The following is a 19,667-nucleotide window of genomic DNA, read 5'->3' as shown; positions in this document are numbered from 1 at the left end:
GCCTCCGGGTGTCTACGCGCCACAGGAAGACACAGCCATGCTGATATCCGCTCTGCGGCGCGAACGTCTGTCACCCGGAGCGGAGGCACTCGACGTGGGTACCGGTACCGGCGCGGTGGCGATCGCCGCCGCCCGCCACGGCGCTGCCCACGTGATCGCCATCGACACCTCGGCCGCGGCGGTGCTCACAACACGACTGAACACACTGCTGTCCGGGCACACGCGGGCCATCCGGGCCAGCCGCGGCGACCTGACGGAGCCCGTGACCGGCCTGAGGTTCGACCTGGTGCTGGCGAACCCGCCGTACGTACCGTCCGCGAACATCCGCATGCCCCGTCACGGTACTGCTCGCGCCTGGGAGGCGGGGATCGACGGCCGGGCGGTGATCGACCGGCTCTGCGCGAAGGTCCCCGCTCTGCTGCGCCCCGGGGGCGTGCTGCTCGCGGTCCACTCCGCGCTGAGCGGCCCAGCGATCACCGTAGCGCGGCTGGCTGAAGCCGGACTGGACGTCACCGTCACCGACCGCCGGCTCGTTCCCTTCGGGCCTGTCCTGCGCGAACGGGCCGCCTGGCTGGGAGATGCAGGGCCTGATCGAGCCCGGCCAGGAGAAAGAGGAACTGGTGGTGATCCGTGCAGAACAGCCGTACTGAACCGGAGACCACACCTCGGGCAGCCGCACGGCGCGTCATGCACTGCCTTGGCCCGGCCCGTCAGGCGCGGGAGCACCCACACGTGCGGATCGGCCTCCTTGAGGTGGTAAAGCGAGCGGTGGGCGGCGTACTCGCGCAGATGCCACAGCTCGCCCTCGTCCCGCAGGAAGTACGACACGCCATCGGCGTCCACCGGCTCCAGAACGAGTTCGTCCAGCGCGCTGCCGACATCCTTAGCCACCGGCACGTCAGCGCGCAGAACCGCCAAGAACTCCCGCTCCAGCTCGGCACGCACCCTGAGCAGTTCCGGATCCCACTCCCAAGGCACCGTCCACACCGTCGAAGCCGCGGTAGTGCAACTCATAGCAGACGTAACAGGGCGAGCTGGAGGTCGTCGCCGTACGGGTCGCCACCCGCCACCAGGGACGTGTCCGGCAGCCTGCGCCGACCCGGTTCCCGGCCGAGCGCCTCGATCAGAGCGGCAGACACCTCGCCCCGGGTTTCCGGGAGCTGCACGGTGCTTCCCTTCCTTGGTATTCGTCTCCATCGCCCTTGCGACGAGGCTCCCAGCTCCGCGTTCCGTCTCGTCCACATCGGAATCAGGCTCGCTCACAACCAGGATTTCCGTATCGAGTAGGGCGGAGAGCTTCGCCAGGGCTTCGGAATCGGAGTAGCCCACAACGAAGACTCTGGCGGTCGTGTGATTTCCCGTACCCGTCGGCGTTTGGAGGAACGGGCGGTCAGTTATTACGGAGACGTTCACCAGGCACATTTTAACGGCCCGTCGCATATCCGGTTCACCCGGACATGCATGAAGTGAGCGCACACAAACGCCCTGTTCAGCGCCTCGTACACCGAGCGCGCACTGCCCCGCCGCCAGTTGGGTCGATTTGCAGCGAGCCGGCACTGGGTGCTCTGGACGCCAGCCCCCCTTATTCGGAGTGCGGCGGCGGGGCCGTCACTGCATGTCCTTCTTTCAGTGCTTGAAGGTGTCCTTGCCCTTCTCCACTGCCTGCTTCACTTTGCCCTTCATCCTTTGGGCCCTCCCCTTTCCCTCCAGGCTTTCGTTGCCCACGACCTTCCCGGCCGTTTCCTTTGTTTTCCCCTCCGCGATTTTGCCGATGTTCTTGGACTTCTTTCCGATACCCATGTCGTGCTCCCTGGGGTCATTCGGGTGGTGGCAGCAGAGTTCCGAGAGGTCCGAGATCCAAATTGAGATCTTGCATGGAAAGGTCGTATCGAGCGCAGAGTTCAATCATACGACTGTGCAGAATCATCAGAGTTGCTCCCAGACGCTCCTCCTGTTCCTCAGTGAGGTCTCCTGCGTCGACCCGCTGAAGGGCCTGGCGTTCCATGAGCTGTCGCAGCAGCTCGACGAGTGTGAGTACGAGTTTGATCAGGTCCCGTTCCACCGTGTCCGGGTCGGTAGTGATCCGGTGGGCCGGCCTTCGCACCTCCGCGCCGCCCCGGGGCAGGATGTCCTGCGGCACTGCGGGCAGCATGCGGAAGGCGCGGGCGGCGGCATCGGCGACCTCGGCGAGGCGGTTTCCGGACGGACGGTCCTCACCGGTCATGGTCGACTCCTACGGGTGCTGAAATGGCATGCCACGGGGAAGGATTCTGTTCGCTGATGGAGACGATCAGCGCGCGCAGCGATATGCGTACGAGGTCGATATCGGCGATGGAGAGCACGACGTCACCGGTGAGGACCACGCCTCCGCTGAGCAACCGGTCCAGCAGGTCGATCAGTGCGATCTGCCGTTGCGGCAGCGGCTCCTCCGGCGTGGCCTCCGGCCTGCTCGCCGCCCTCACGGCGTGGCCCTCTTCAGCGGTTCGGCTTCGGTAAGGGTGGCGAAGGAGTACGGGGCCCACGGCCCGGTGACTTCGACGCGTACCCCGGGTAGTCCTTCTGCGGCCTGCATGACATCGGCGCGGAAGTCTTCGGCCTGTTGCAGCGACACAAGGTAGGCGTCGTTGATGACGTTCTCTCCCGGCCCGCGGGCGAGTTCGCCTTGCTGCGGCCGGTGCTGGACGCGATCAACCGCATAAGCGCGGGCGGCGGCCTCGACCCGCTCGGCTGCCTGTTCGGCGCCCGATAGGCGTCTTCGCGGGCGTGTCGCTGTGCTCTTCGCTGGCTGAGGTAGGCCCGCCCGGGGCTCAGACCCGCATCTGTGGGTGGGTCTGCTGGCCTCTCGGTCTCAGCGGCCGCTTCGACATAGATCTTGACGCCCCACTCCACCTGCGCTGCCAGGTCCTTCAGTCTGCCGGCAAACGCCTCGTGGCGGGCCCGAAGCATGAGTCGCACCCGCTCGTCGTCGAGGTATACCGTCGCCAGACGAAGCGGCAGGACGGCGGTGCGGGCGGCCAACGCCTCAATCACACGGTGATGGGCGCGGGCGACGGACTCCAGCCAGTCCAAGTCCTCAAGATGCGCTCGCAGCGCGGCTTCCTGGAAGTCGCGCTCGGATACCGGGCTCACGGCGACCACCACATCGTCGCTGTGTCCTACACGCACGAGATGCACCGGCGCCTCCGCCACTCCAGGGAGCCCGGGCAGAGCTTCCTCCAGCGATCCGTCGGCGTCCCGTGCTACGGCGTACGCATAGGCGATGGCCTCGGTCATGGCTTGTCCCGCTTCTCGCTGCGGGGGCTGGAACCTGCCCGTTCGGTGCGTGAAGTGCGGCGGCGAGCCGCAGCGCGGCTCTCCTCGTCCTCGGTCGGTGGCAGCTCACGGTCCTCGCGCAGCGCCGTGATTTCAGCCTGCAGCCATTTGTTCTCCTCGGCGAGTGAGCGGTATCCGTCGTTCGCGCGTGACGACAGTGAGGGATCGTGCTCCCACCAGTCAATGCCCATTTCCTTCGCTTTGTCCACCGAAGCGACCAGAAGGCGCAGCTTGATGGTAAGCAACTCGATGTCCAGGAGGTTGATCTGGATATCGCCTGCGATGACGATGCCTTTGTCCAGGACGCGCTCCAGGATGTCGGCGAGATTGGCCGAGGAGCCCTGGCCGTACGGGGCGGACCTGGACGGGAGGTCGCCCAGCCTCCTGGCGACGGGTTCGGTCACGGCCGCTGCACCTCAATTCGCTGGTGTCCCCGAGCTTCGACGGGAGCGCGTGGCAATGCGCCCGTTCCACCGGCTGCCGCGATCAGGCACCGGTGCCCTGGACATGGGCCCTGATCTCGTCCAGCCGGTCCAGCAGTGCGTCCTCGCGCCGGTCGAAGGTTTCCTCGTCGATGTCTCCCGCCACGAGCGCTCGCTCGAGTGCGGCGAGTTCCCGTTCGACGGGTGCCGGGTCGTAGTACTCGTTCTCCGCGGCCTCGACGACGCGCTCCATGACCCAGGCCACGCCGCGCACCGGCGCCAGCGGAAGCGTCGCGAGTTGAGTCAGCAGTCCCATGAGGACTCCTTAGACGAAGCTGTAGGCGGGCAGCGGGCCGACCAGCCGCAGGTCGAAGTCCTCGCCCAGTTTCTTGGCGATGTCCTGTTCCGCGCCGAGGAAGGTCTTCTCGTTGTCCCGCTCCACAAGGAAGGACACATTCAGGAAGTCGTTCCCGGTCGGCTGCGACGAGCGTTCTTCCCGCGCGAGTCCGCGCAGCGCATCGAGGACTGCGACGGCTAGCCGATCCTGCCGCGCTTGCACTTCCTGGGAGACCAGCTCCCCGAGGGCGAGCGGCAGTTCCGGGCTGCTGCGGCCGCTTCTGATCTCCTCGTTGAGCTCGCGCGCCTCGTCGGACTCCTGAAGGATTTGGCGCAACAGCGCATCCTCGTCCTGGGCGGCCTTCAGGTGGTATTCCACGCAGCCCTCCAGCGCCCGCAAGCGTTCGCTGAAATTATCCGTACCGTCCTCCAGGACCGCTCGTACAGCGTCGTCGTCCACGGTGGTGAAGCCGAACTGCAGCGGCAAAACGGTGCCGTCGGCCATCAGCTGTTCCTGGACGGCCTGGTGCGCGCTGAGGTCTCGGCGTTTGGGACGCAGCTCCTCCGGCGCGTCGCTGACTACCGCGGACAGCATTTCGGTGCGCACCGTGCGGAGGGTCGCAGGCGGGTCCCCCACCCCGTGGAGGCCGTCCAAGCGCTGAGGATGGGTGGCCAGGACAATGGAATACACGTATACGGCCATGGTTCACTCCTCGCGGCGTCGGGCGGCAGGCCGACGCCGCGGCCGCTCCCGCCTCTCCTCGGGCTCCTTGCGCCTCTTTTCTGACTGCTCGGCCTCCTCGTCGTCATGTCCTCCCTTCAGGGCATCGGTCAGCACGTCAGCGGCCCCACTCAGAGCGCCCTTGGCTTTCCCATGCGCACCGCCCTCGGTCACCTCGCCGACCAGGTCGGTCAGCTGAGACGGAGCCTTGCGACCCTCCTCCAAGTCGAGGCGGTTGCAGGCCTCCGCGAAGCGCAGGTAGGTATCCACGCTCGCCACGACGATGCGGGCATCGATCTTGAGGATCTCGATGCCCACCAAGGACACACGTACAAAGACATCGATCACCAGGCCGCGGTCCAGAATCAGCTCGAGGATGTCGTAAAGGTTCCCCGACCTTCCCCCGCCAGCCCTGGAAATGGTTCCTCCGCCCTGCGGCACCATAGTCATGGTGCCTCCTTTCAGCAGCTCACACGCGGCTCCGGACGAGGCCGTTTCCGTTCGTCCGGCAAGCGGTGCAGCAGTGGTATTCCGGCCCTAGCCACGCGGGTCGATCTGGCCTCGGGTGTAGCGGCGGGTGCGCTCGTACGCCAGCAGTTCGCCTTCCTCGTCCAGCGTCACCCGGTAACTCGCCATCACGCTGGTAGTACCGGGGATACGCTCCAGCTCCAAAACTTCCACGTCCGCCTGCCAGCCGCCCTCCGTCGGCTTCACCGCCGAGACGGACTCGGGTGCTCGCCCCAAAAGCTCCTGGAGCTGCTCAGCCGCATACCGCATGGCCCGCGGGGCCGAAACCCGACGGGCCGCACGCTTCGTTTCGCTCGTGCGGCTGCTGGCCCGTCCGGTGCTGGTATTCCTGGCGGTCTTCTTGACGGGCTTCTTGCTGGACGGACGCCGGACGCGCCCTGTCTCGTCCTCTTCGCCTACGGCCATGTTCCCGCTCCGGAATCGGAGACGACATGATGCCCGCGTCACCTTCACAAGACGCCGTTCCATGATATACGGCCTGGGCTGACCGCATCTCGGAGCTCGCACATTGCTTCAGCGCCGGGCACAGCCTCCTAACCGCGTGCCGTAGCCCCCCAGTGGCTGCATAGCACCATCACTGCCGCATAAGAAGCGCTGTGAGTGGTGGGGTGGTGGGCACTGTCGGCGTGCTTTGAACCGTGACCCCCTATCGGTCGATGAAAAGTGACCCCTTCCGTGATCAAGTGGCTGCCCGCGCCGGTGACCTCGCCGTCGAGCTCGAACGCCGCCTCTACCTCGTCACGATCGAGGGTGTCCGATGGGTTGCCGTGGGGATCCTCAGGCGTCCTGCAGGTACCAGCGCAGTTCCACGGTGTTGCCGTCCGGGTCCTGCACATAGAGGGAGGCCGCGGTGCCCTGGGCGCCGAAGCGCTCGCCAGGACCGTCCAGCACCGTGAAGACGTCGGAATCGATGACCTGCTGCCAGTCGAGCGGCTCGACCACCAGGCAGATGTGGTCGACGTTGGAGCCCTCCGGCCGCTCGTCGGGCGCCTCGACGAGGTCGATGATGGTGGTGGGGCTCACCCGCACGGACGGGAAGGAGACCTTGCCGGCCCGCCACTCCTCCACCCGCACCGGTTGCAGCCCCAGCGGGCCGGTGTAGAAGGCGAGCGAGCGCTCGATGTCGGCGACGTTCAGGACGAGGTGGTCGAAGGCAATCACGCGCATGGATGTCTCCGCAGGGTCGGGTCGGCCGGGGCACCGGTGGTGGTACGACGGGGCCGGCGGCTCCGGGCCTCGCCGGTCCGGGGCGGTGGCTGTTCGCTGACTGCCGTGGCCTGCCCTTGACTTCAGCATCGCCGAGCAGGCATCCATTGGTCCAACGCATGTTTGTCATCCGATCCATCGTGTTTCACGATGGATCAATGGAGATCTCCAGCAGATGCGCTACGTCCTCGCGGTAGCGGAGACCGCGAGGTTCACCCGCGCCGCCGAGCGGTGCCACGTCGTCCAGTCCGCGATCAGCCACCAAGTGGCCCGGCTGGAGAAGGAACTGAGTGCCCGGCTGTTCGAAGATACGAGGCAATCTGACCGTCGGATCGATTCGCACTGCTGCGCGGACATACGTACGTGACGTTGCTTGTGGACCTCGAAGCCCGGCGACCGATCGATGTACTGCCCGGCAGGGAATCCGCGCCAGAGCCCGCTGGCTCGCCGACCATCCTGAGGTGGAGGTCATCTGCCAGGACCGTGGTTCCACCTAAGCCGAGGCCGCACGCGCGGCGGCACCGCAGACCGTCCAAGTCGCGGACGCCTGGCACCTGTGGAACAACCTCGGACAGTAGCTGTGGAGAAGACCGTGCCAGGACACTGCAAATGCGTTCGGTCCGCGTTCGCCGATACGGGCCCGCCTCTTCCGAAGAGGAGCCACCTTTGGCCCCGGACGGAACCAAGGACGTCAACGGCCGTCCGCGCCGCATCGTCGCCGGTATCCGCGAACGGCACCAGGCCGTGCACGAACTCCTCTCCCATGGATGCCCGTCGCGTGGAATCAGTGTCGACGATCTGCTGGTCAAGGTCACCTCCCGCCGGACGCTGCTGGACGACTTCAAGCCGTACATCTACAAGCGGTTCGCTGAGGGCTGCCACGACGCCGGCCAGCCAAATCTTCCGTGAAGTCCGCGACGGATTGGTGGTCTGCGGCCCCGAAACGGAGTAGACCCCCTGCCTGAAGTCGACGTCAGTCACGGCGTTACCTCTGTTGCCTTTGCTTCCTGGAGGGGGTTACGTCCTCTTCGTCTCCTTCTTCCCCTTCTTCTTCCTCGTATTCGCCTTCGTCCTCGTCCTCGTCCTCGTCCTCGTCCTCGTAGTCTTCGTCCTCGTGCTCGTAGTCCTCGGGCCTCTTCTCGTAGTCCTCGTCCTCGGACTCCTCGCCTTGTGCGTCCTCCTGCTCGGCGGCCTCTTCTTCTTCCATGGCTTCTTCGTGGGACACGACGACTTCACCGTCCCGGATTTCACCGCGCCAGCCCTCGGGCTCTTCCTGGGCGAGGGAGACGTATCGCTGAAAGTGCTTGAAGTCGAGTCGCATTCGGCGTCCTTGGGCGCGCCACAGGTTGCCCGTCTTCTCGAAGAACCCGGACGGGTAGTACTCCACGACCAGGGCGATTCGAGTCAGGCTGGGTGCCAGCTCATGGAAGCTGACCGCACCACGGGTAGTTCCCTTGGCTCCCTCGGACGTCCAAACGATGCGGTCGTCGGGAATCTGTTCCTGGACAGTCGCTTTGAAGCTGCGCGAGGAAGGGCCGACTTTGACCTTCCAGTCACTGGACATCTCATCGCTCTTCGAGACGTCGCGAACGCCCTTCGCGAAGCTGCTGAACTGGTCGTACTGCGTCCAGTGGTCGTACGCGACACGCAGGGGCACTCCCACATCGAGCACCTCGGTGATGTTCATGACCTTGCCGCCGCTCGACTTGCGTTTCCCCTTTCCGCCGCCGAACGCTTCCTTGACCTTCCCCACGACTTTGTCCTTGACGCCCTTGGCTTTCTCCCCGACGAATGCCTTCAGCGGGGAGTCGCCCTGGAGAATACGGGAGCCGATCGCGGGAAGCGATCCACTCTCGGCCACATCAGTGAGCTGCCCAGTGACATCGGTCAGTTTGTCGCCCGCTTTCTCGGCGAGTCTCTCCACCTGTGCACTGAGGAAGTTGGACGCCTCTTCGCGAAGCCGGTCCGCACCCGACATTTGTGCCGTGGGCTGGTCTGTTTCCGTCCTGGTCATGACTGGCTACCTCCGACGATCGGCGCGCTTGGACGCTGCTCGCTTCGACGACGCCGCCTTCCGGGCGGCAGACTTCTTGGCCGGAGCAGTTTTCTTCGCAGCCGTCTTCTTTGGCGGGGCCGTCTTCCGGGCGGCGGACTTCTTGGCCGGAGCAGTTTTCTTCGCAGCCGTCTTCTTTGGCGGGGCCGTCTTCCGGGCGGCGGACTTCTTGGCCGTCCGAGGCTTCTCTCCGTGGGCGGGAGCGGCCTTCTTGCGTGCCGCGCCCCCTCTGGGCTGGGCGCGACTGCGGCGCCGCTTCGGCTGCCTCTCTTCCTCCTCTTCCTCTTCCTCGTATTCCTCTTCCGGCTGTTCCTCCTCTTCCTCAGCCTGGCCCTCTTCGTACTCGGCCTCCGGCTCTTCCTCTTCCTCTTCCTCTTCCGGTTCCTCCTCTTCCTCGTACTCTGCGCCTCCCTCTTCCGGCTCGTACTCTTCCTTGTCCCCCTCGTCCTCTGCCTCATCCTGCTTCTCACCGAGCCGGGCCGTACGGTCGCTGAGGGCATCGGCCAGCGAACTCATGCCCCGGTCGGCGGCGGCAGCCACTGCCTTACGGCCCGCGTCGAAGACTTCCCCTTTCAGCTGCTCCTGCAGCTCGGCGAACTGGGGAATCTCTCCGAGTCTGCGCATCCCTTCGGCGGCAAGCTGTCGGGGTTCAAGGCCGAATCGTCTCCCTGCCAGATATGTCGCAATGGTCAGCGCCAGCCGGCCCTTCTTCGTCCGGCCCAGCACATAGCCGCCCACTACTGCGGCCGCGAGGGTCACCTTGGCTGTGTCATCCATGAGGGCGTCACCTTCGATCGTTCGGTGCGGGGCCGACGTGTGCAGCATGCAGCCGGTCCAGCAGCCTTTCCTCTTCCCGGTTCGAACTCCTCCGTGCTGCTATTTCTGTCTTCAAGTTCCCGGTTCAGTACAGCCGGCTGGGCACGGTGCACTCCTGGGGCGTGTAACTCGCGCTCGGCAGCATCGTTGAGTTTCTCCGCCACCCAGATCACACCGCGGACCGGTGCGTTGGGGAGCGTGAGCAGTCCCGTGATCAGTCCCATGTCAGACTCTGACCAGCCTGAACGTGAGTGCCTGCAGTGGCGACGAAGTTGCAACAGCGCAGCGGGCCCGCAAGACGCAGCTTGACGTGTGCGGTGCGCGCTTCCGAATCGCTCCGCCGCGCTTCGGGAGACATCGCTTTCGCCGCGCGGCTGTCGTCGAGGATTTCCCGCTGCGCGGCCGACGTTCTTCTGCCATGCATTCAAGTCTGGTCGGTATCGGGCGCTTCGCACCTTGAAGAGGTATGGGGCGCGCCTGCCGGGGTGGGCGGCTGCTGTGGTGATCGATGTTTTGGCGGTGTAGCGGACGACGGTGCACGAGCCCATCCTTTTCATGGCTGCGGGGTCCAGGTGCCGGTCGTACGGTCACGCTGCCGGCCGGGTGCACGAAGGGCTGTTCCACGGCTGTGGTCGCGGCGTGCGCGAGTCCATGCCGGGCAATGGCGAGACACTCCGTGTAACTGCGGCGCGGGACATTGCAGCCAGGAGCTCGTCGCCACTCGGCGGTCGAGTGCTCACCCGCTGTCTGATGCTCGTACATCTGCCGCGCGGCCACAGCGCCCTGGCCACCCGCAACGCCTCGCCGCGACCGTCCAATCCCTTCCGCCGCACCTGTGGCGTTCCCTGACCTGGGCCCAGGGCGTGGAGGTGGTGGCCGCCGGACTCAACAGCCGACCACGAAAGATGCTCGGCTGGGAAGCCCCAGCCGAGCATCTCGCTAAAGCTACTGGACTCAGTCAGCTGACCAGCAGTGTTGCGACGACCCCTCGAATCCGCCGGCCACCGGGCATCGGTGGGAAGACGAACTGTTGGGGCTGGTCCTCTCGTCCTGTCGCTCACCCCGTGTCCTGGGGCATTTCTTCGACGACTTCCGCAAGTCGCCGCAGCATGCCGCGGTGCCGGATCTGCGCAAAGGCGTCGAGAACTGTGTTGTGGAGACTCCCTCCCAGTCCGCGCAGCGGGTGCTCGTCGAGAATGACCAGGGTCTTGTCGCCCCACGGCCGGATGTCGAAGGCAATCCGTGCCGTACCCAACGTCCCTCCGTGCGCTTCGAGTTCCAGCGCGCGCGGCGCGTCGAGGCGACGGACCGTCGTGCGTCCGTGGAACTCCTTAGGCCCCACGCGCGCCGTGTATTTGATCGACGATCCGACTTCCGGCCAACGCCCTTCGCCCGGGGCGGAGTCGAAGGTCCCTACCACCCAGTCCGCGTAACGGCTCTCGTCCTCCAGAACCGCCCAGAGTACGGACGGTTCTCGGGCGATGAGCTGATGACGTACAGCCATGTGTGCTCCCATCCGGGACGCTGAATTTCCGACCCTGGTAGCGATCTGCGGGCCGCGGCATCAATATCTACATCGAGCATGCGGCACCCGAGCACACCGAGATCACGGCCGCCGCTGGACATCACATTGGCCGCACGGGGAGCCGGAACAAGCAGCCCTACCAGTAGTGCCGTCGACCGCCCACCGCATGCCCGACGGCACCCAGGATCCAAAGAACGATGCCGATCGCGACGAGCACGATACCGATGGTCCATAGGATCGATATGCTGGCCACCAGACCGATGACCAGCAGAATGACGCCGAGGATGATCATGGCGTCCTCCGTTCTCCCAGGTCTTTTCAGTATGCGCCTCACACATACGCACGGCGATGCAGACCGTGCGAGGCGATCGTCCACCAGACCAGGGAAAAGGCCATGCCGCGAGGGCAAGCACATCCTGCGCTTCCGCCTGGCCGTCATCATCGCCGGTGCGCTCGGCACCATCGGCGCCGTGACGCAACCCATCAGCTTCCAACGGGACCCGCTCCAAGACGGTACTGACCGACGTCGGCCCAATGGAGATCACCGTGCCCAGGGACCGTGAAGGCGCGTTCGAGCCGAAGATCGTACGCCAGCGGCAGAAGCCTCTGCCGGGCGGTCAAGGCCCGCGGTCACTTCCTCAACGAAGGCCGCACTGAAGCGCGTCCACATGGAGATCATGTCCCTGGATCCCACCGGCAAGGGTCAAGCCCGCTGGACCATGCGTTGGAGAACTGCACTGAATGCCTTCGACATCACCTTCGACGGCCGTCTCTCAGTAGCCCGCCAGAAACCTCAACAACGTGAGCTACACCGCTCGTTTGGCTCTGTCCCGTAATCGGTGGTAGCGCTATGTGGTGGTCATTGGAGGAGGATGCGGTGGCGGAGCAGGGGAAATCCGGCTCGGCCGTGCATCTGTCTCATGATCCTCTTGGTGCGTGTGTTGACGCCCTCGGTGCGGCCGTTGTGGTGGGGGTGAGTGAGGCCGGCGTTGACCGCGGCGCGGTCGAGTTCGAGGCCGTTCGCGAAGGTGTGCAGGTGGGGCAGGTTGCAGGCGCGGACGGCTGTGATCCACTCGGTGAGCTTGGTGTCGTTGCCGGTGGCGGGGGTGAGGAGTTCAGCGAACTCCTTGACGAGACGCGCGAGTTCGGTCATCTCGGGGCAGGCGGCGGTGAGTTCACACAGGAGTTCGGCGTCCTTGTCCCGCAGGTTGTCGGGGTGGGTGAGGAGAAGGCGGGCGAGGCGGCGCGGGGTGATGACGGGCCGGTCGCCCTCGGCCCGGCCCTGGGTGATGTAGCGGTAGAGCAGATTGAGGCTGCCGGTGTAGCCCAGTTCCTTGATCTCGCGGAAGAGCTGAAGCACGGGGACGGCGGGGTCCGCGGCCCGGCGGGCGCGCAGGTGGTCGCGGTAGGGGTCGACGAGGGTGGGCCGGTACTGCGGGGCCCGGCGCAGGGCGTTGGACTCCTGGGTGCGGGCGTAGCGCTTGACGGTGTTGAGGGCGAGGTTCAGGCGGCGGGCGCATTCGAGCAGGCCGACGCCCTTGCCAAGGAGGTCGTGGACCTGGTGCCAGCGTTCGCGGGTGGTCTGCCCGCGTGCTCCCTCGGGGCGGGGTGGGTTGACGGTGGCCCAGCAGCAGCTGTGGGAGCGGACCTCGGCCAGGGCCTTGTCGCAGAGGTTGTGCCACAGGTGCCACCGGTCGCTGACCTGCACCGCGGCGGGCAGGGCCCGGCGTATGGCCTCGCCGTAGGCGCCTGAGCCGTCCCGGCAGACGATCTCAGCGCCGGGATGTTCGCGCAGCCACGCCTCAAGGGTGTCCGCGCTGCGGTCGGGGAGTACGTCGATCCGCTCGCCGGTCTCGGCGTTGATCACGATGGTGGCGTACCGGTGGCGGCGCTTGAGCGCGAAGTCGTCCACGCCCAGCACCCGCGGTACCCGGCGCGGAGGCAGCGGCAGTCGCATGAGCATCCGCAGGGCGGTCGAGCGCGACACCGCGGTGGCCAGAGCCCGGGAGAGGCGGGCGCCCGCCCGGCCCGCTAACTCCCTGACTACGCTGCCGAGTTGGTCGGCGAGCCGGTTCGTCCGGCGCTGGTAGCGCCCCAGCAGGCCGGGCACCTGCTCACGAAACGTCTGCCGCGGACAGCCCAGCACCGGGCACACCAGGCGCCGCACCCTCACCGACACCACCACCCGCCTGCCGTCCACCGCCACGTCCGCCACCGTCCGGCCGTGAAAGCCGTGCACCCGCCCGGTCGGCGTCCCGCACACCGGACACGGCACCGGATCATCGCGGGTACGCGCCACCACCCGGACCAGCTCACCCTCATCCGCCACACCCTCGATGACCAGGGCAGACAGACCCGAAAACACCACACCCACAAGGGCATTGACCTCAAGCACGCCCCAGCCTGACACACAGTGACGTACGGTCACCACCGATTACGGGACAGAGCCGCTCGTTTGACAGACCCGCATGAGGGCCTTGTGCTGGTCGGTGGAGATGTCGCAATCCCTACCGAACCCAGAAGGTGCTCACTCGTTCAAGATCACCACGCCGTGCGATAACTGTCACCAACCTCCGTGTACAGGACACTTAGGTGACGCGGCGGGTGCGGTGGCGGACTTCCCGGAGTTGGACCTCCGACGGGAGGCGGTCCAGGCCTGCCGAGTCCCGTGCGTGTGCGAGCGTTTCCCGGCTCAGTTGCTCTAGAGCCCGCGCCGGTTCCGCGTGAGGCTTCAGCAACAGCCGTACTCGTGCGGCCGGAGCAGCAGGCCGACCCGTCAGCCGCACCTGAGCCCGCGAGATCCCGTCCAGGACTTGCGCCTCTTCCTCGATTGCGTCCTCCAGAGCGCGGCCGTTGAGTCGGGCCGCCGTGTCGTCTTCGCTCTCGATGAGGACCTGGCCCAGCCGGTGTCTGCGCAGTTGCGCCAGAAGCCACCACAGCAGCAGCGCGAGAAGCACGGCGAGCACCGCAATGACGGCCGGCCACCACCAGTCCTCTTCCCGCCACCGGGTGCGTCCCTCGGTGCCCAGCACCACATCGTCCGGCCCTCGGAAGGGCCACCAGCCCGGCACGTCGAACCCCCAGTGGCGCTGCAGATCCAGCCCACCCAGCAGCACGCCGCCACCCAGGGCGAACAGTGCAATGCCGAGCAGCGCCAGCAGCACCCGGTTCACTGCCTTGAGCATGGGACACCTCACCCCTTCTTCGGGCGCCGGACGCGCACGTCCAGCGTGGGCTGCTGGGCGAGACCCAAGTTCGTCACGGCTTCGCCCAACGCGGCGTTCAGGTCCGCGTGAACCTCGTTGAGATCGCGGAAATGTGCCTGTGCCCGGGCTTTGACCTTCCGACGGCCGACGTCGACCCGTGCCGATTGCACACCGGACACCCGTACGGCCCGGTCGCGCAGAAGCAGGGCGGCTGCGTGGCGGTCGAGCCCGGCGCGGACTTCCCCTGTTCTGGGGATTCTGGTGGGCTGCCGCATGGGTAGCAGTCTGCGCAGTCCCGGCGTCACCGCCAGCAGGAAAAGCCACAGGCCAAGGGCCATCGCTACGGCGGCTCCGACGGTCATCCAGATGTCATGCAGTGGTCGTGTGGCCAGTTCCTCGGCGAGACGCCGTCGCCAGCTCATCCCGGGCTGGTCTGCCCGCACCGAGACCACGTCGTACAGGAGCAGCCCAATGGCTGCGACGGACAGCAGCGCCACAATGGCTGCGGGGATCCGCCGTGCGGACCAGAAGCGGCGCGCCGACCGGCCCGATTTATGGACCGCTGCCGTCGCGCCCGTACCTGGGGGGTTGCCCGCGGACGAAGTTGGCTGTCCCGTACCGGAGGGAATGTCGCCATCGCCGGTCGGCTGCCGCCAGGTGTTCGCGCTCATCTCACTCTCTCCCGGTCTGTATGCCGCGAGTGCACCGAGTGCAGTCTCTCGACCGACACCGTGAGTTCGGACACGTCCATGCCGGCCCATGTCCTGAGCCGTTCGATGACCTCGCGGCGCACCGCAGCGCACTGAGTTCCGATGTCGGACGGATAGCCCAGCTCCATGGCGATGCGCATCCGTACTTCGCCAAGCATGGCCGGACGGCTATCGGCAGGATCGCTGTCCCGTCCTGTGTCGTTCCGCTCCGGTGCCCGCCGCACAGACGTCGTCACGTGTGGTGTGCGGCGGTCGGGCGGTACGTGGCTGGCCGACTCGGTGAACCGGCTCAGTGCCTCGCGGGCCACGTGGGAAGCGATCTTCGCAACGACTCGGTCGGAGACGGTGGTCGCACCCCGCTCCCCGCGAGGAAGGCCCGGACGACGATCGACGTCACTGGTCACTGCCGCCAGTCTCCCTGAGTCTGTCGCCGGTCATCGCGCATCCGCTGGTGGTCGTCACGGCGGCGGATGAAGTCACCCGGTTCGAGATCACCTTCCATCAAGCGCCCGGCGACAAGTCCGACGGCGCCCAGTACCAGCACGAGCAGGAAGGCCCAGAAGCCACCGAAGTATCCGGCGAAGCCCAGTGCCATTCCGGCAATCAAGCCGACCACAGCCTTGCTCATCACGCGCTCCTTCGCTCAAGCGGGCTGCTCCCCCTTGGCTACTGAACCCGCTGCCGCTGTTCCTCTTCGTCCTCCTCGTCGGGCAGCTTCACATCGCTGACCGCGATATCGACTTCCACGACTTCCAGGCCCGCCATCCGCTCCACTGCGGAGATCACGTTCTCGCGTACGTCACTGGCCACGTCCGTGATGGAGACGCCGTAGTCGACGACGATCTCCAGATCGATGGCCGCCTGCACCTCTCCCACCTCGACGCTGACCCCGCGCGTGACGGATTTGCCACTACCGGCGCCGGGCATCCGCTCCCGCATGGATCCCATCGAGCGGGCGAATCCACTGCCCAGGGCATGGACGCCGGGCACATCGCGTGCCGCCATTCCGGCGATCTTCTCTACCACCACGTCGGCGATGGTCGTCCGACCGCGAGAGCCGGGCGCACCGCCGTGCTTTCCGTCGGTGTTCTCAGTCATCGGGCTATTCCTCCCTGAAGGAGATCACCTAAGCACTCTTTGATCGGATTATATTCGTTTTAGTGGGTTTTATCAGAGGCGCGAACCGTGAGACGGGGTGGTCCAACGAGTGGTACGAAGTGCCCCTGTCCAGAGCCCCTGCGGAGTGGGGGCGCAGTGCGGGAGGGGGAGAACCGCGGCCATGGAAGAGGGTGAGAGGCCGGTGAAAACTGAGGCGTGGATGCAGGCAGTACGGCGCCAGCTCGGCCTGGGTCGGCTGCTCCCGCTCGGAGGGCCTGACGACGGGACGTGGAGCACCGAGCAAGCGGCCGTCCGGGCCCTCGGGCGCACGGCCGCTGAGATTCCTGGCGTTTGGCTGGAGAGCCTGCGCATCGGACCGGTATCGCTCGGGCCCGTGTCCGAGCCGTCCGTCCGTCCGCCGGCCAGTGCGCTATCGCCTGGCCCGCTCAGGATCGAGGCCGCATTCACCGCATTCATGGGGCGGCCGCTGCCCCGGACCGCGGAGCAGTTGAGGGGCGCATTGCTCAACGCGGCCGCTGAACGGCTCGGCCTGTCCACCGTGGCAGTTGATCTGCGCGTCACGGACCTCTATGAAGGCATGGAGAGAGAAGTCAGGTCGCGGACCGCAGGGAACGCCACGGGGCCCCCGCCGGAGGCTGCAGCCGCGCGGAGCTCGCTCCCAACGACCGGAACAGGACCCATGCGGGGCCCCATTGGGGAGCTGGCCGACGTCGCGGCGGCTGTTCCGGGCGTGGCCCGCCTCACCGCCGTGCTGGGAAGCCGCCCGGTCAAAGTGGAGCGACATGACCATCCACCAGGCCGGCACATCGAGGTCCAGCTTGCGGTCGCCCCCGGGTACCATCCACTGGAAGTAGCCCGCGCCCTCCGGGCGGCGGTAGCGGACGCAGCCACCAGTGACACCTCGGGCCTGGTAACCGTCGCCGTCCTCATCGCAGAAACTGCGGCCTACTGAGGTTGGACTCGTGGTGTCGTAGGGGCTGATGGTTCTCGATCCGTGCGGTATCACCGTGACATACGAGATCCACAAGGGGGCGGGCTGACCGCTGAACGGCAGGAGTTCCGGGAGCGGTTACGGCTGGAGGCGGCCGAACGGTTCGGGCGGGGTGAGACGAACGCGGTGATCGCCACGGATCTACGGGGCAGCGTCCGGTCTGTTCAGCGATGGCGCTGGGTTTGGGCCGAGGCCGGCCCCCAGGCTCTGTGAGCAAGCGGTTGAAGAACGAGCGGTAGCGCTGGAGCGCAAGGCGCAGATCCTCGGTCGCCACCTCCTCACCGCGATGCCACTGGCCTTCGAGACCTTGCTTGTGCTCGGCGAAGGTCGTGGCCAGTGCCTGCATCGTCTCGGCGACCAGCTGGTCGGCCGCGTTGACGGCGTTCTTGGGGTCGTCGACGAATTCGCGACACCACGGCGAGGAACGGGTCGCGTGCCGGGTCCTGCGGATCCGGCGGAGCGAGGTATGCATAGGGTCCCTGCTCGTATCCTTTGGCGAGCGCGGTCGTGAAGGCGGTGACGAACTCAGGCGTTGATGCGCCACAGACCGTCGTCCTCGCCCTCGGGTAGGAAGCCGAGCCGAGCCGTACCCGGAAGTCGGGGGCGGCCACGTAGACGTTGCCGATCATGTGGAATCAGAAATGTTAACGCTCAGGCTGTCGAGGAGGCGGAGGAGTTCTCGACATGCCCGTCTGGCCTAGGTGTATTGCCCTGTGAGGTGGTATGAGGTCAGGGACGAAAGCCACCGCGAAAGGTGACGAGGAGGTTGGTCCGATGCGCGAGAACGCGGAACAGCGCGGAGATGACGAGCGCCATGAGCGGCGTCCAGGGCTGCTGCGACGGTGGCGGGAAACTTTGGACGAGCACACCAACCCAACGCAGCGCTCCCTCCTTGCGACCTGGCTCTCCTTCGGGGCCACCTTCGGGGGCGCCCGCCTGATCACTCACGGCATCCGCAGCGGCCGACTGCCCTGGGGCAACGTCTCCACGTCGGGCGGGACCCACATGCACCATTACAACTTCGGTATCGCCACACTGGCCGGCGTCGGACTGGTCGCCGTACGGGGTGACGCACAATACGTCGGACATCCCGGCGTCGGGGCGGCCTACGGCGCCGGAACAGCGCTCATCGCCGACGAATTCGCCCTCCTCTTGGACCTGAAGGACGTCTACTGGGCCAAACAGGGCCGGATCAGCGTCGACATCTCGCTCAGTATCATCTCCGTCCTCGGCCTCTACCTCACCGCCGCCCCCTTCTGGCACGAACTGACCAAAGCCACCCGTCAGCATGCCCTGGAGCGCCACTCCTCGGCGTAGAGCCCCTGCGGGTCGGGTCGAGGGGCGCAATGGTCTGTGTTTGAAGGCGTCCTTGATCTTCGCCCCAGCCTGTTTGATGTTGCCTTTGACCTTGTCGCCGCGTCCTTCCGCTTGCAGACGCCGACTACCTGTTCCGCGGCCGGCAGCCTTTTTGGCGCCGCCTTTGACCGCTTCGGCTTTGTGCGCGATACTCATGGTCGGCCGTCCTTTGTGAGTGATCTGCCAGTGCATCGGGAGGGTGGCCAGTCAGCGGTTTGGTCAGGTGCTGAGCAAGCGGTTGAAGAACGAGCGGTAGCGCTGGAGCGCAAGGCGCAGATCCTCGGTCGCCACCTCCTCACCGCGATGCCACTGGCCTTCGAGACCTCGCTTGTGCTCGGCGAAGGTCGTGGCCAGTGCCTGCATCGTCTCGGCGACCAGCTGGTCGGCCGCGTTGACGGCGTTCTTGGGGTCGTCGACGAATTCGCCCTGGATCTTCTGCCACCTGGCGCGGAATACCTCCTGCTCATTCCCGAGCAGGGGTTCGTTCTCCTTGGCCAGTTCTTCTTCGCGGCGTTCACTGACGGATGCCCGGCCGCCGCTTTCCTCCCGGCCCTCCCGGTCGGTGGTCGTGGCCTCCCCGGGGTACTCCGGTGGGGCGTCAGCCAAGCCCGGCGCCTCATCTCCGGGGTCCTGCCGGGCACCGGTCAGGTCCTCCGTGGACGGAACGCCCTCGTTCGGCTGGGGTGTGTCTTGGTTGCGCATCTCTTCACTTCCGTCCGTCACGTGTTGCGGCCGGGCGTCGACTGGGCCGACTCGTCATTCTCAAGTCACTGGCTGCGGGCTCACTCCTGGCTCTCGCGTGGCCGGTCGCCGTTGTGGAGCAGTTCGTCGAACAGCTCGCGGTAGTGCACCATCGCGCCGCGCAGCTCCTCCGTGGTCGCCTGATGGCGGCTGCTGCGGTCGTTGACCTCGTGGGCGGCGCGGTAGTGCTCCAGCGTGCGCCCGTGTTGGACCGACAGGTCCTTCAGCTGCTGCTCGTACCCCTTGGTCGGGTACCCGCGTTCGCTCATGAGCGTGGTTACGAGCCGGTCCGCCTGGTGGACCGCGTCGTCGGGCCGGTCGACGAACGTCTCCTGCACCCGGGTCCAGTCCTGGGTGTAGCGGTCGCGGACAGGTGCGGGTAGTGGCTTGATGTCCAGCGCGTCGTGGCGTTCCTCGCGCTCGCGCAGCTCACGCTCGCCCGCCCGGCGACCGTGCTTGGCTTCCACGGCCCGCTCGTACTCCGGGCCGAATTGCTCCCGCAGCTTCCGGCGGCGCATGGTAACCATCCACGCTGCCACCGTGCACAAGAGAAGCACCAGCACGACGGCAATGATGATCACGACAATAGGGGACATTGGGTCCTCCGCTCGTTAGCCGAGTGAGC

25 protein-coding genes and 8 pseudogenes are annotated in these 19,667 nt (G+C 66.4%); 7 read left to right on the top strand and 26 right to left on the bottom strand.

The window, feature by feature from the left end:
- Positions 1 to 37 precede the first annotated feature (37 nt).
- Positions 38 to 760 (top strand): HemK2/MTQ2 family protein methyltransferase, encoded by a 723-nt coding sequence (locus OG953_RS08910; protein ID WP_405683358.1) that lies wholly within the window; start codon positions 38 to 40, stop codon positions 758 to 760.
- Here OG953_RS08910 and OG953_RS08905 read toward each other — a convergent pair.
- The 11 genes and pseudogenes from OG953_RS08905 to OG953_RS08855 form a co-directional block, all read right to left on the bottom strand.
- A pseudogene (locus OG953_RS08905) lies at positions 694 to 1,187 on the bottom strand (iron-containing redox enzyme family protein); the annotation flags it as partial. The gene OG953_RS08910 and the pseudogene OG953_RS08905 overlap by 67 nt on opposite strands.
- Positions 1,188 to 1,626: 439 nt before the next feature.
- On the bottom strand, positions 1,627 to 1,800 hold the full coding sequence (locus OG953_RS08900; protein WP_405683357.1) for a CsbD family protein: 174 nt from the start codon (positions 1,798 to 1,800) through the stop codon (positions 1,627 to 1,629).
- Between the two features lie 16 nt (positions 1,801 to 1,816).
- Positions 1,817 to 2,224: a gas vesicle protein K gene (locus OG953_RS08895; protein ID WP_266749771.1), complete on the bottom strand. Its 408-nt coding sequence runs from the start codon at positions 2,222 to 2,224 to the stop codon at positions 1,817 to 1,819.
- Positions 2,214 to 2,462: a gas vesicle protein gene (locus OG953_RS08890; RefSeq protein WP_266749772.1), complete on the bottom strand. Its 249-nt coding sequence runs from the start codon at positions 2,460 to 2,462 to the stop codon at positions 2,214 to 2,216. Before OG953_RS08890 ends, OG953_RS08895 begins: the two co-directional genes overlap by 11 nt.
- Positions 2,459 to 3,273, bottom strand: a pseudogene (locus OG953_RS08885) (GvpL/GvpF family gas vesicle protein). Before OG953_RS08885 ends, OG953_RS08890 begins: the two are co-directional and overlap by 4 nt.
- On the bottom strand, positions 3,270 to 3,716 hold the full coding sequence (locus OG953_RS08880) for a gas vesicle protein (RefSeq protein WP_405683356.1): 447 nt from the start codon (positions 3,714 to 3,716) through the stop codon (positions 3,270 to 3,272). Before OG953_RS08880 ends, OG953_RS08885 begins: the two are co-directional and overlap by 4 nt.
- 82 nt (positions 3,717 to 3,798) lie before the next feature.
- Positions 3,799 to 4,050, bottom strand: a complete 252-nt coding sequence (locus OG953_RS08875) for a gas vesicle protein GvpG (protein ID WP_266749775.1) — start codon at positions 4,048 to 4,050, stop codon at positions 3,799 to 3,801.
- Between the two features lie 9 nt (positions 4,051 to 4,059).
- Positions 4,060 to 4,773 carry a GvpL/GvpF family gas vesicle protein gene (locus tag OG953_RS08870; protein ID WP_405683355.1) on the bottom strand — a complete coding sequence of 238 codons (714 nt, stop codon included), beginning with the start codon at positions 4,771 to 4,773 and terminating at the stop codon, positions 4,060 to 4,062.
- Positions 4,774 to 4,776: 3 nt separating this feature from the next.
- Positions 4,777 to 5,241: a gas vesicle structural protein GvpA gene (locus tag OG953_RS08865; RefSeq protein WP_405683354.1), complete on the bottom strand. Its 465-nt coding sequence runs from the start codon at positions 5,239 to 5,241 to the stop codon at positions 4,777 to 4,779.
- An 87-nt stretch (positions 5,242 to 5,328) separates the two neighbouring features.
- Positions 5,329 to 5,724 carry a gas vesicle protein gene (locus OG953_RS08860; protein ID WP_266749780.1) on the bottom strand — a complete coding sequence of 132 codons (396 nt, stop codon included), beginning with the start codon at positions 5,722 to 5,724 and terminating at the stop codon, positions 5,329 to 5,331.
- A gap of 372 nt (positions 5,725 to 6,096) precedes the next feature.
- Positions 6,097 to 6,486 carry a VOC family protein gene (locus tag OG953_RS08855; protein WP_266749781.1) on the bottom strand — a complete coding sequence of 130 codons (390 nt, stop codon included), beginning with the start codon at positions 6,484 to 6,486 and terminating at the stop codon, positions 6,097 to 6,099.
- 158 nt (positions 6,487 to 6,644) lie between these two features.
- On the opposite strand from OG953_RS08855, the pseudogene OG953_RS08850 reads away from it, so the two are divergent.
- Positions 6,645 to 6,853: pseudogene (locus tag OG953_RS08850) on the top strand (LysR family transcriptional regulator); the annotation flags it as partial.
- A gap of 338 nt (positions 6,854 to 7,191) precedes the next feature.
- A complete protein-coding gene (locus tag OG953_RS08845; protein WP_266749782.1) occupies positions 7,192 to 7,434 on the top strand; it encodes a hypothetical protein in 243 nt (80 codons plus the stop codon).
- Positions 7,435 to 7,510: 76 nt separating this feature from the next.
- On the opposite strand, the gene OG953_RS08840 is transcribed toward OG953_RS08845, so the two are convergent.
- The 5 genes and pseudogenes from OG953_RS08840 to OG953_RS08820 all read right to left on the bottom strand — a co-directional run bounded on the left by OG953_RS08840 (position 7,511) and on the right by OG953_RS08820 (position 11,211).
- Positions 7,511 to 8,539: an SRPBCC family protein gene (locus OG953_RS08840; protein ID WP_405683353.1), complete on the bottom strand. Its 1,029-nt coding sequence runs from the start codon at positions 8,537 to 8,539 to the stop codon at positions 7,511 to 7,513.
- 6 nt (positions 8,540 to 8,545) lie between these two features.
- Positions 8,546 to 9,355, bottom strand: coding sequence for a histone protein (locus OG953_RS08835; protein WP_405683352.1), 810 nt, complete (start codon positions 9,353 to 9,355; stop codon positions 8,546 to 8,548).
- 7 nt (positions 9,356 to 9,362) lie between these two features.
- A pseudogene (locus OG953_RS08830) lies at positions 9,363 to 9,618 on the bottom strand (gas vesicle protein GvpG).
- Positions 9,619 to 10,451: 833 nt separating this feature from the next.
- Positions 10,452 to 10,898: an SRPBCC family protein gene (locus tag OG953_RS08825; protein ID WP_266749786.1), complete on the bottom strand. Its 447-nt coding sequence runs from the start codon at positions 10,896 to 10,898 to the stop codon at positions 10,452 to 10,454.
- A 157-nt stretch (positions 10,899 to 11,055) separates the two neighbouring features.
- A complete protein-coding gene (locus OG953_RS08820) occupies positions 11,056 to 11,211 on the bottom strand; it encodes a DUF6131 family protein (RefSeq protein WP_266749788.1) in 156 nt (51 codons plus the stop codon).
- A 203-nt stretch (positions 11,212 to 11,414) separates the two neighbouring features.
- Here OG953_RS08820 and OG953_RS08815 point away from each other — a divergent pair.
- Positions 11,415 to 11,510 (top strand): annotated as a pseudogene (locus OG953_RS08815) (transposase); the annotation flags it as partial.
- Positions 11,511 to 11,529: 19 nt separating this feature from the next.
- Positions 11,530 to 11,755: pseudogene (locus OG953_RS08810) on the top strand (hypothetical protein); the annotation flags it as partial.
- A 23-nt stretch (positions 11,756 to 11,778) separates the two neighbouring features.
- On the opposite strand, the gene OG953_RS08805 reads toward OG953_RS08810, so the two are convergent.
- The 6 genes from OG953_RS08805 to OG953_RS08780 form a co-directional block, all read right to left on the bottom strand.
- A complete protein-coding gene (locus OG953_RS08805) occupies positions 11,779 to 13,284 on the bottom strand; it encodes an ISL3 family transposase (protein ID WP_405691733.1) in 1,506 nt (501 codons plus the stop codon).
- Between the two features lie 223 nt (positions 13,285 to 13,507).
- Positions 13,508 to 14,104: an alkaline shock response membrane anchor protein AmaP gene (gene amaP / locus OG953_RS08800; protein ID WP_266749789.1), complete on the bottom strand. Its 597-nt coding sequence runs from the start codon at positions 14,102 to 14,104 to the stop codon at positions 13,508 to 13,510.
- Between the two features lie 8 nt (positions 14,105 to 14,112).
- On the bottom strand, positions 14,113 to 14,796 hold the full coding sequence (locus OG953_RS08795) for a DUF6286 domain-containing protein (RefSeq protein ID WP_266904931.1): 684 nt from the start codon (positions 14,794 to 14,796) through the stop codon (positions 14,113 to 14,115).
- Positions 14,793 to 14,993, bottom strand: a complete 201-nt coding sequence (locus OG953_RS08790; protein WP_405683351.1) for a hypothetical protein — start codon at positions 14,991 to 14,993, stop codon at positions 14,793 to 14,795. The genes OG953_RS08795 and OG953_RS08790 overlap by 4 nt, the downstream gene beginning before the upstream one ends.
- A 242-nt stretch (positions 14,994 to 15,235) precedes the next feature.
- On the bottom strand, positions 15,236 to 15,463 hold the full coding sequence (locus tag OG953_RS08785; protein WP_266749793.1) for a hypothetical protein: 228 nt from the start codon (positions 15,461 to 15,463) through the stop codon (positions 15,236 to 15,238).
- Positions 15,464 to 15,501: 38 nt separating this feature from the next.
- Entirely contained in the window at positions 15,502 to 15,933 is a 432-nt protein-coding gene (locus OG953_RS08780) for an Asp23/Gls24 family envelope stress response protein (protein WP_266749795.1), read from the bottom strand.
- Between the two features lie 700 nt (positions 15,934 to 16,633).
- Between OG953_RS08780 and OG953_RS08775 the strand changes: the two genes are divergently transcribed.
- Positions 16,634 to 16,906, top strand: coding sequence for a hypothetical protein (locus OG953_RS08775; protein WP_405683350.1), 273 nt, complete (start codon positions 16,634 to 16,636; stop codon positions 16,904 to 16,906).
- Positions 16,907 to 17,340: 434 nt separating this feature from the next.
- On the opposite strand, the pseudogene OG953_RS08770 reads toward OG953_RS08775, so the two are convergent.
- Positions 17,341 to 17,571: pseudogene (locus OG953_RS08770) on the bottom strand (hypothetical protein); the annotation flags it as partial.
- 148 nt (positions 17,572 to 17,719) lie between these two features.
- On the opposite strand from OG953_RS08770, the gene OG953_RS08765 reads away from it, so the two are divergent.
- The gene (locus tag OG953_RS08765; protein WP_266749797.1) at positions 17,720 to 18,262 is read left to right on the top strand and encodes a hypothetical protein; all 543 of its coding nucleotides are present in this window, start codon (positions 17,720 to 17,722) and stop codon (positions 18,260 to 18,262) included.
- 48 nt (positions 18,263 to 18,310) lie between these two features.
- Here OG953_RS08765 and OG953_RS08760 read toward each other — a convergent pair.
- The 3 genes and pseudogenes from OG953_RS08760 to OG953_RS08750 form a co-directional block, all read right to left on the bottom strand.
- Positions 18,311 to 18,457 (bottom strand): annotated as a pseudogene (locus OG953_RS08760) (CsbD family protein); the annotation flags it as partial.
- Between the two features lie 63 nt (positions 18,458 to 18,520).
- Positions 18,521 to 19,003 (bottom strand): hypothetical protein, encoded by a 483-nt coding sequence (locus tag OG953_RS08755; protein ID WP_266749801.1) that lies wholly within the window; start codon positions 19,001 to 19,003, stop codon positions 18,521 to 18,523.
- An 80-nt stretch (positions 19,004 to 19,083) separates the two neighbouring features.
- Positions 19,084 to 19,569, bottom strand: a complete 486-nt coding sequence (locus OG953_RS08750; RefSeq protein WP_371665953.1) for a hypothetical protein — start codon at positions 19,567 to 19,569, stop codon at positions 19,084 to 19,086.
- Positions 19,570 to 19,667: the final 98 nt, after the last annotated feature.

Source organism: Streptomyces sp. NBC_00057 (genome assembly GCF_045041165.1).
GTDB lineage: Bacteria > Actinomycetota > Actinomycetes > Streptomycetales > Streptomycetaceae > Streptomyces.
This window is presented reverse-complemented; position numbering and strand designations above follow the sequence as displayed.

Bases quoted from the DNA above. Each gene is read 5' to 3' on its own strand.
- OG953_RS08910 (WP_405683358.1), top strand. From the start codon at position 38: ATGCTGATATCCGCTCTGCGGCGCGAACGTCTGTCACCCGGAGCGGAG.
- OG953_RS08900 (WP_405683357.1), bottom strand. From the start codon at position 1,800: ATGGGTATCGGAAAGAAGTCCAAGAACATCGGCAAAATCGCGGAGGGG.
- OG953_RS08895 (WP_266749771.1), bottom strand. From the start codon at position 2,224: ATGACCGGTGAGGACCGTCCGTCCGGAAACCGCCTCGCCGAGGTCGCC.
- OG953_RS08875 (WP_266749775.1), bottom strand. From the start codon at position 4,050: ATGGGACTGCTGACTCAACTCGCGACGCTTCCGCTGGCGCCGGTGCGC.
- OG953_RS08870 (WP_405683355.1), bottom strand. From the start codon at position 4,773: ATGGCCGTATACGTGTATTCCATTGTCCTGGCCACCCATCCTCAGCGC.
- OG953_RS08865 (WP_405683354.1), bottom strand. From the start codon at position 5,241: ATGACTATGGTGCCGCAGGGCGGAGGAACCATTTCCAGGGCTGGCGGG.
- OG953_RS08860 (WP_266749780.1), bottom strand. From the start codon at position 5,724: ATGGCCGTAGGCGAAGAGGACGAGACAGGGCGCGTCCGGCGTCCGTCC.
- OG953_RS08855 (WP_266749781.1), bottom strand. From the start codon at position 6,486: ATGCGCGTGATTGCCTTCGACCACCTCGTCCTGAACGTCGCCGACATC.
- OG953_RS08840 (WP_405683353.1), bottom strand. From the start codon at position 8,539: ATGACCAGGACGGAAACAGACCAGCCCACGGCACAAATGTCGGGTGCG.
- OG953_RS08835 (WP_405683352.1), bottom strand. From the start codon at position 9,355: ATGGATGACACAGCCAAGGTGACCCTCGCGGCCGCAGTAGTGGGCGGC.
- OG953_RS08825 (WP_266749786.1), bottom strand. From the start codon at position 10,898: ATGGCTGTACGTCATCAGCTCATCGCCCGAGAACCGTCCGTACTCTGG.
- OG953_RS08820 (WP_266749788.1), bottom strand. From the start codon at position 11,211: ATGATCATCCTCGGCGTCATTCTGCTGGTCATCGGTCTGGTGGCCAGC.
- amaP (WP_266749789.1), bottom strand. From the start codon at position 14,104: ATGCTCAAGGCAGTGAACCGGGTGCTGCTGGCGCTGCTCGGCATTGCA.
- OG953_RS08795 (WP_266904931.1), bottom strand. From the start codon at position 14,796: ATGAGCGCGAACACCTGGCGGCAGCCGACCGGCGATGGCGACATTCCC.
- OG953_RS08790 (WP_405683351.1), bottom strand. From the start codon at position 14,993: ATGCTTGGCGAAGTACGGATGCGCATCGCCATGGAGCTGGGCTATCCG.
- OG953_RS08785 (WP_266749793.1), bottom strand. From the start codon at position 15,463: ATGAGCAAGGCTGTGGTCGGCTTGATTGCCGGAATGGCACTGGGCTTC.
- OG953_RS08780 (WP_266749795.1), bottom strand. From the start codon at position 15,933: ATGACTGAGAACACCGACGGAAAGCACGGCGGTGCGCCCGGCTCTCGC.
- OG953_RS08775 (WP_405683350.1), top strand. From the start codon at position 16,634: ATGCGGGGCCCCATTGGGGAGCTGGCCGACGTCGCGGCGGCTGTTCCG.
- OG953_RS08765 (WP_266749797.1), top strand. From the start codon at position 17,720: ATGCGCGAGAACGCGGAACAGCGCGGAGATGACGAGCGCCATGAGCGG.
- OG953_RS08755 (WP_266749801.1), bottom strand. From the start codon at position 19,003: ATGCGCAACCAAGACACACCCCAGCCGAACGAGGGCGTTCCGTCCACG.
- OG953_RS08750 (WP_371665953.1), bottom strand. From the start codon at position 19,569: ATGGTTACCATGCGCCGCCGGAAGCTGCGGGAGCAATTCGGCCCGGAG.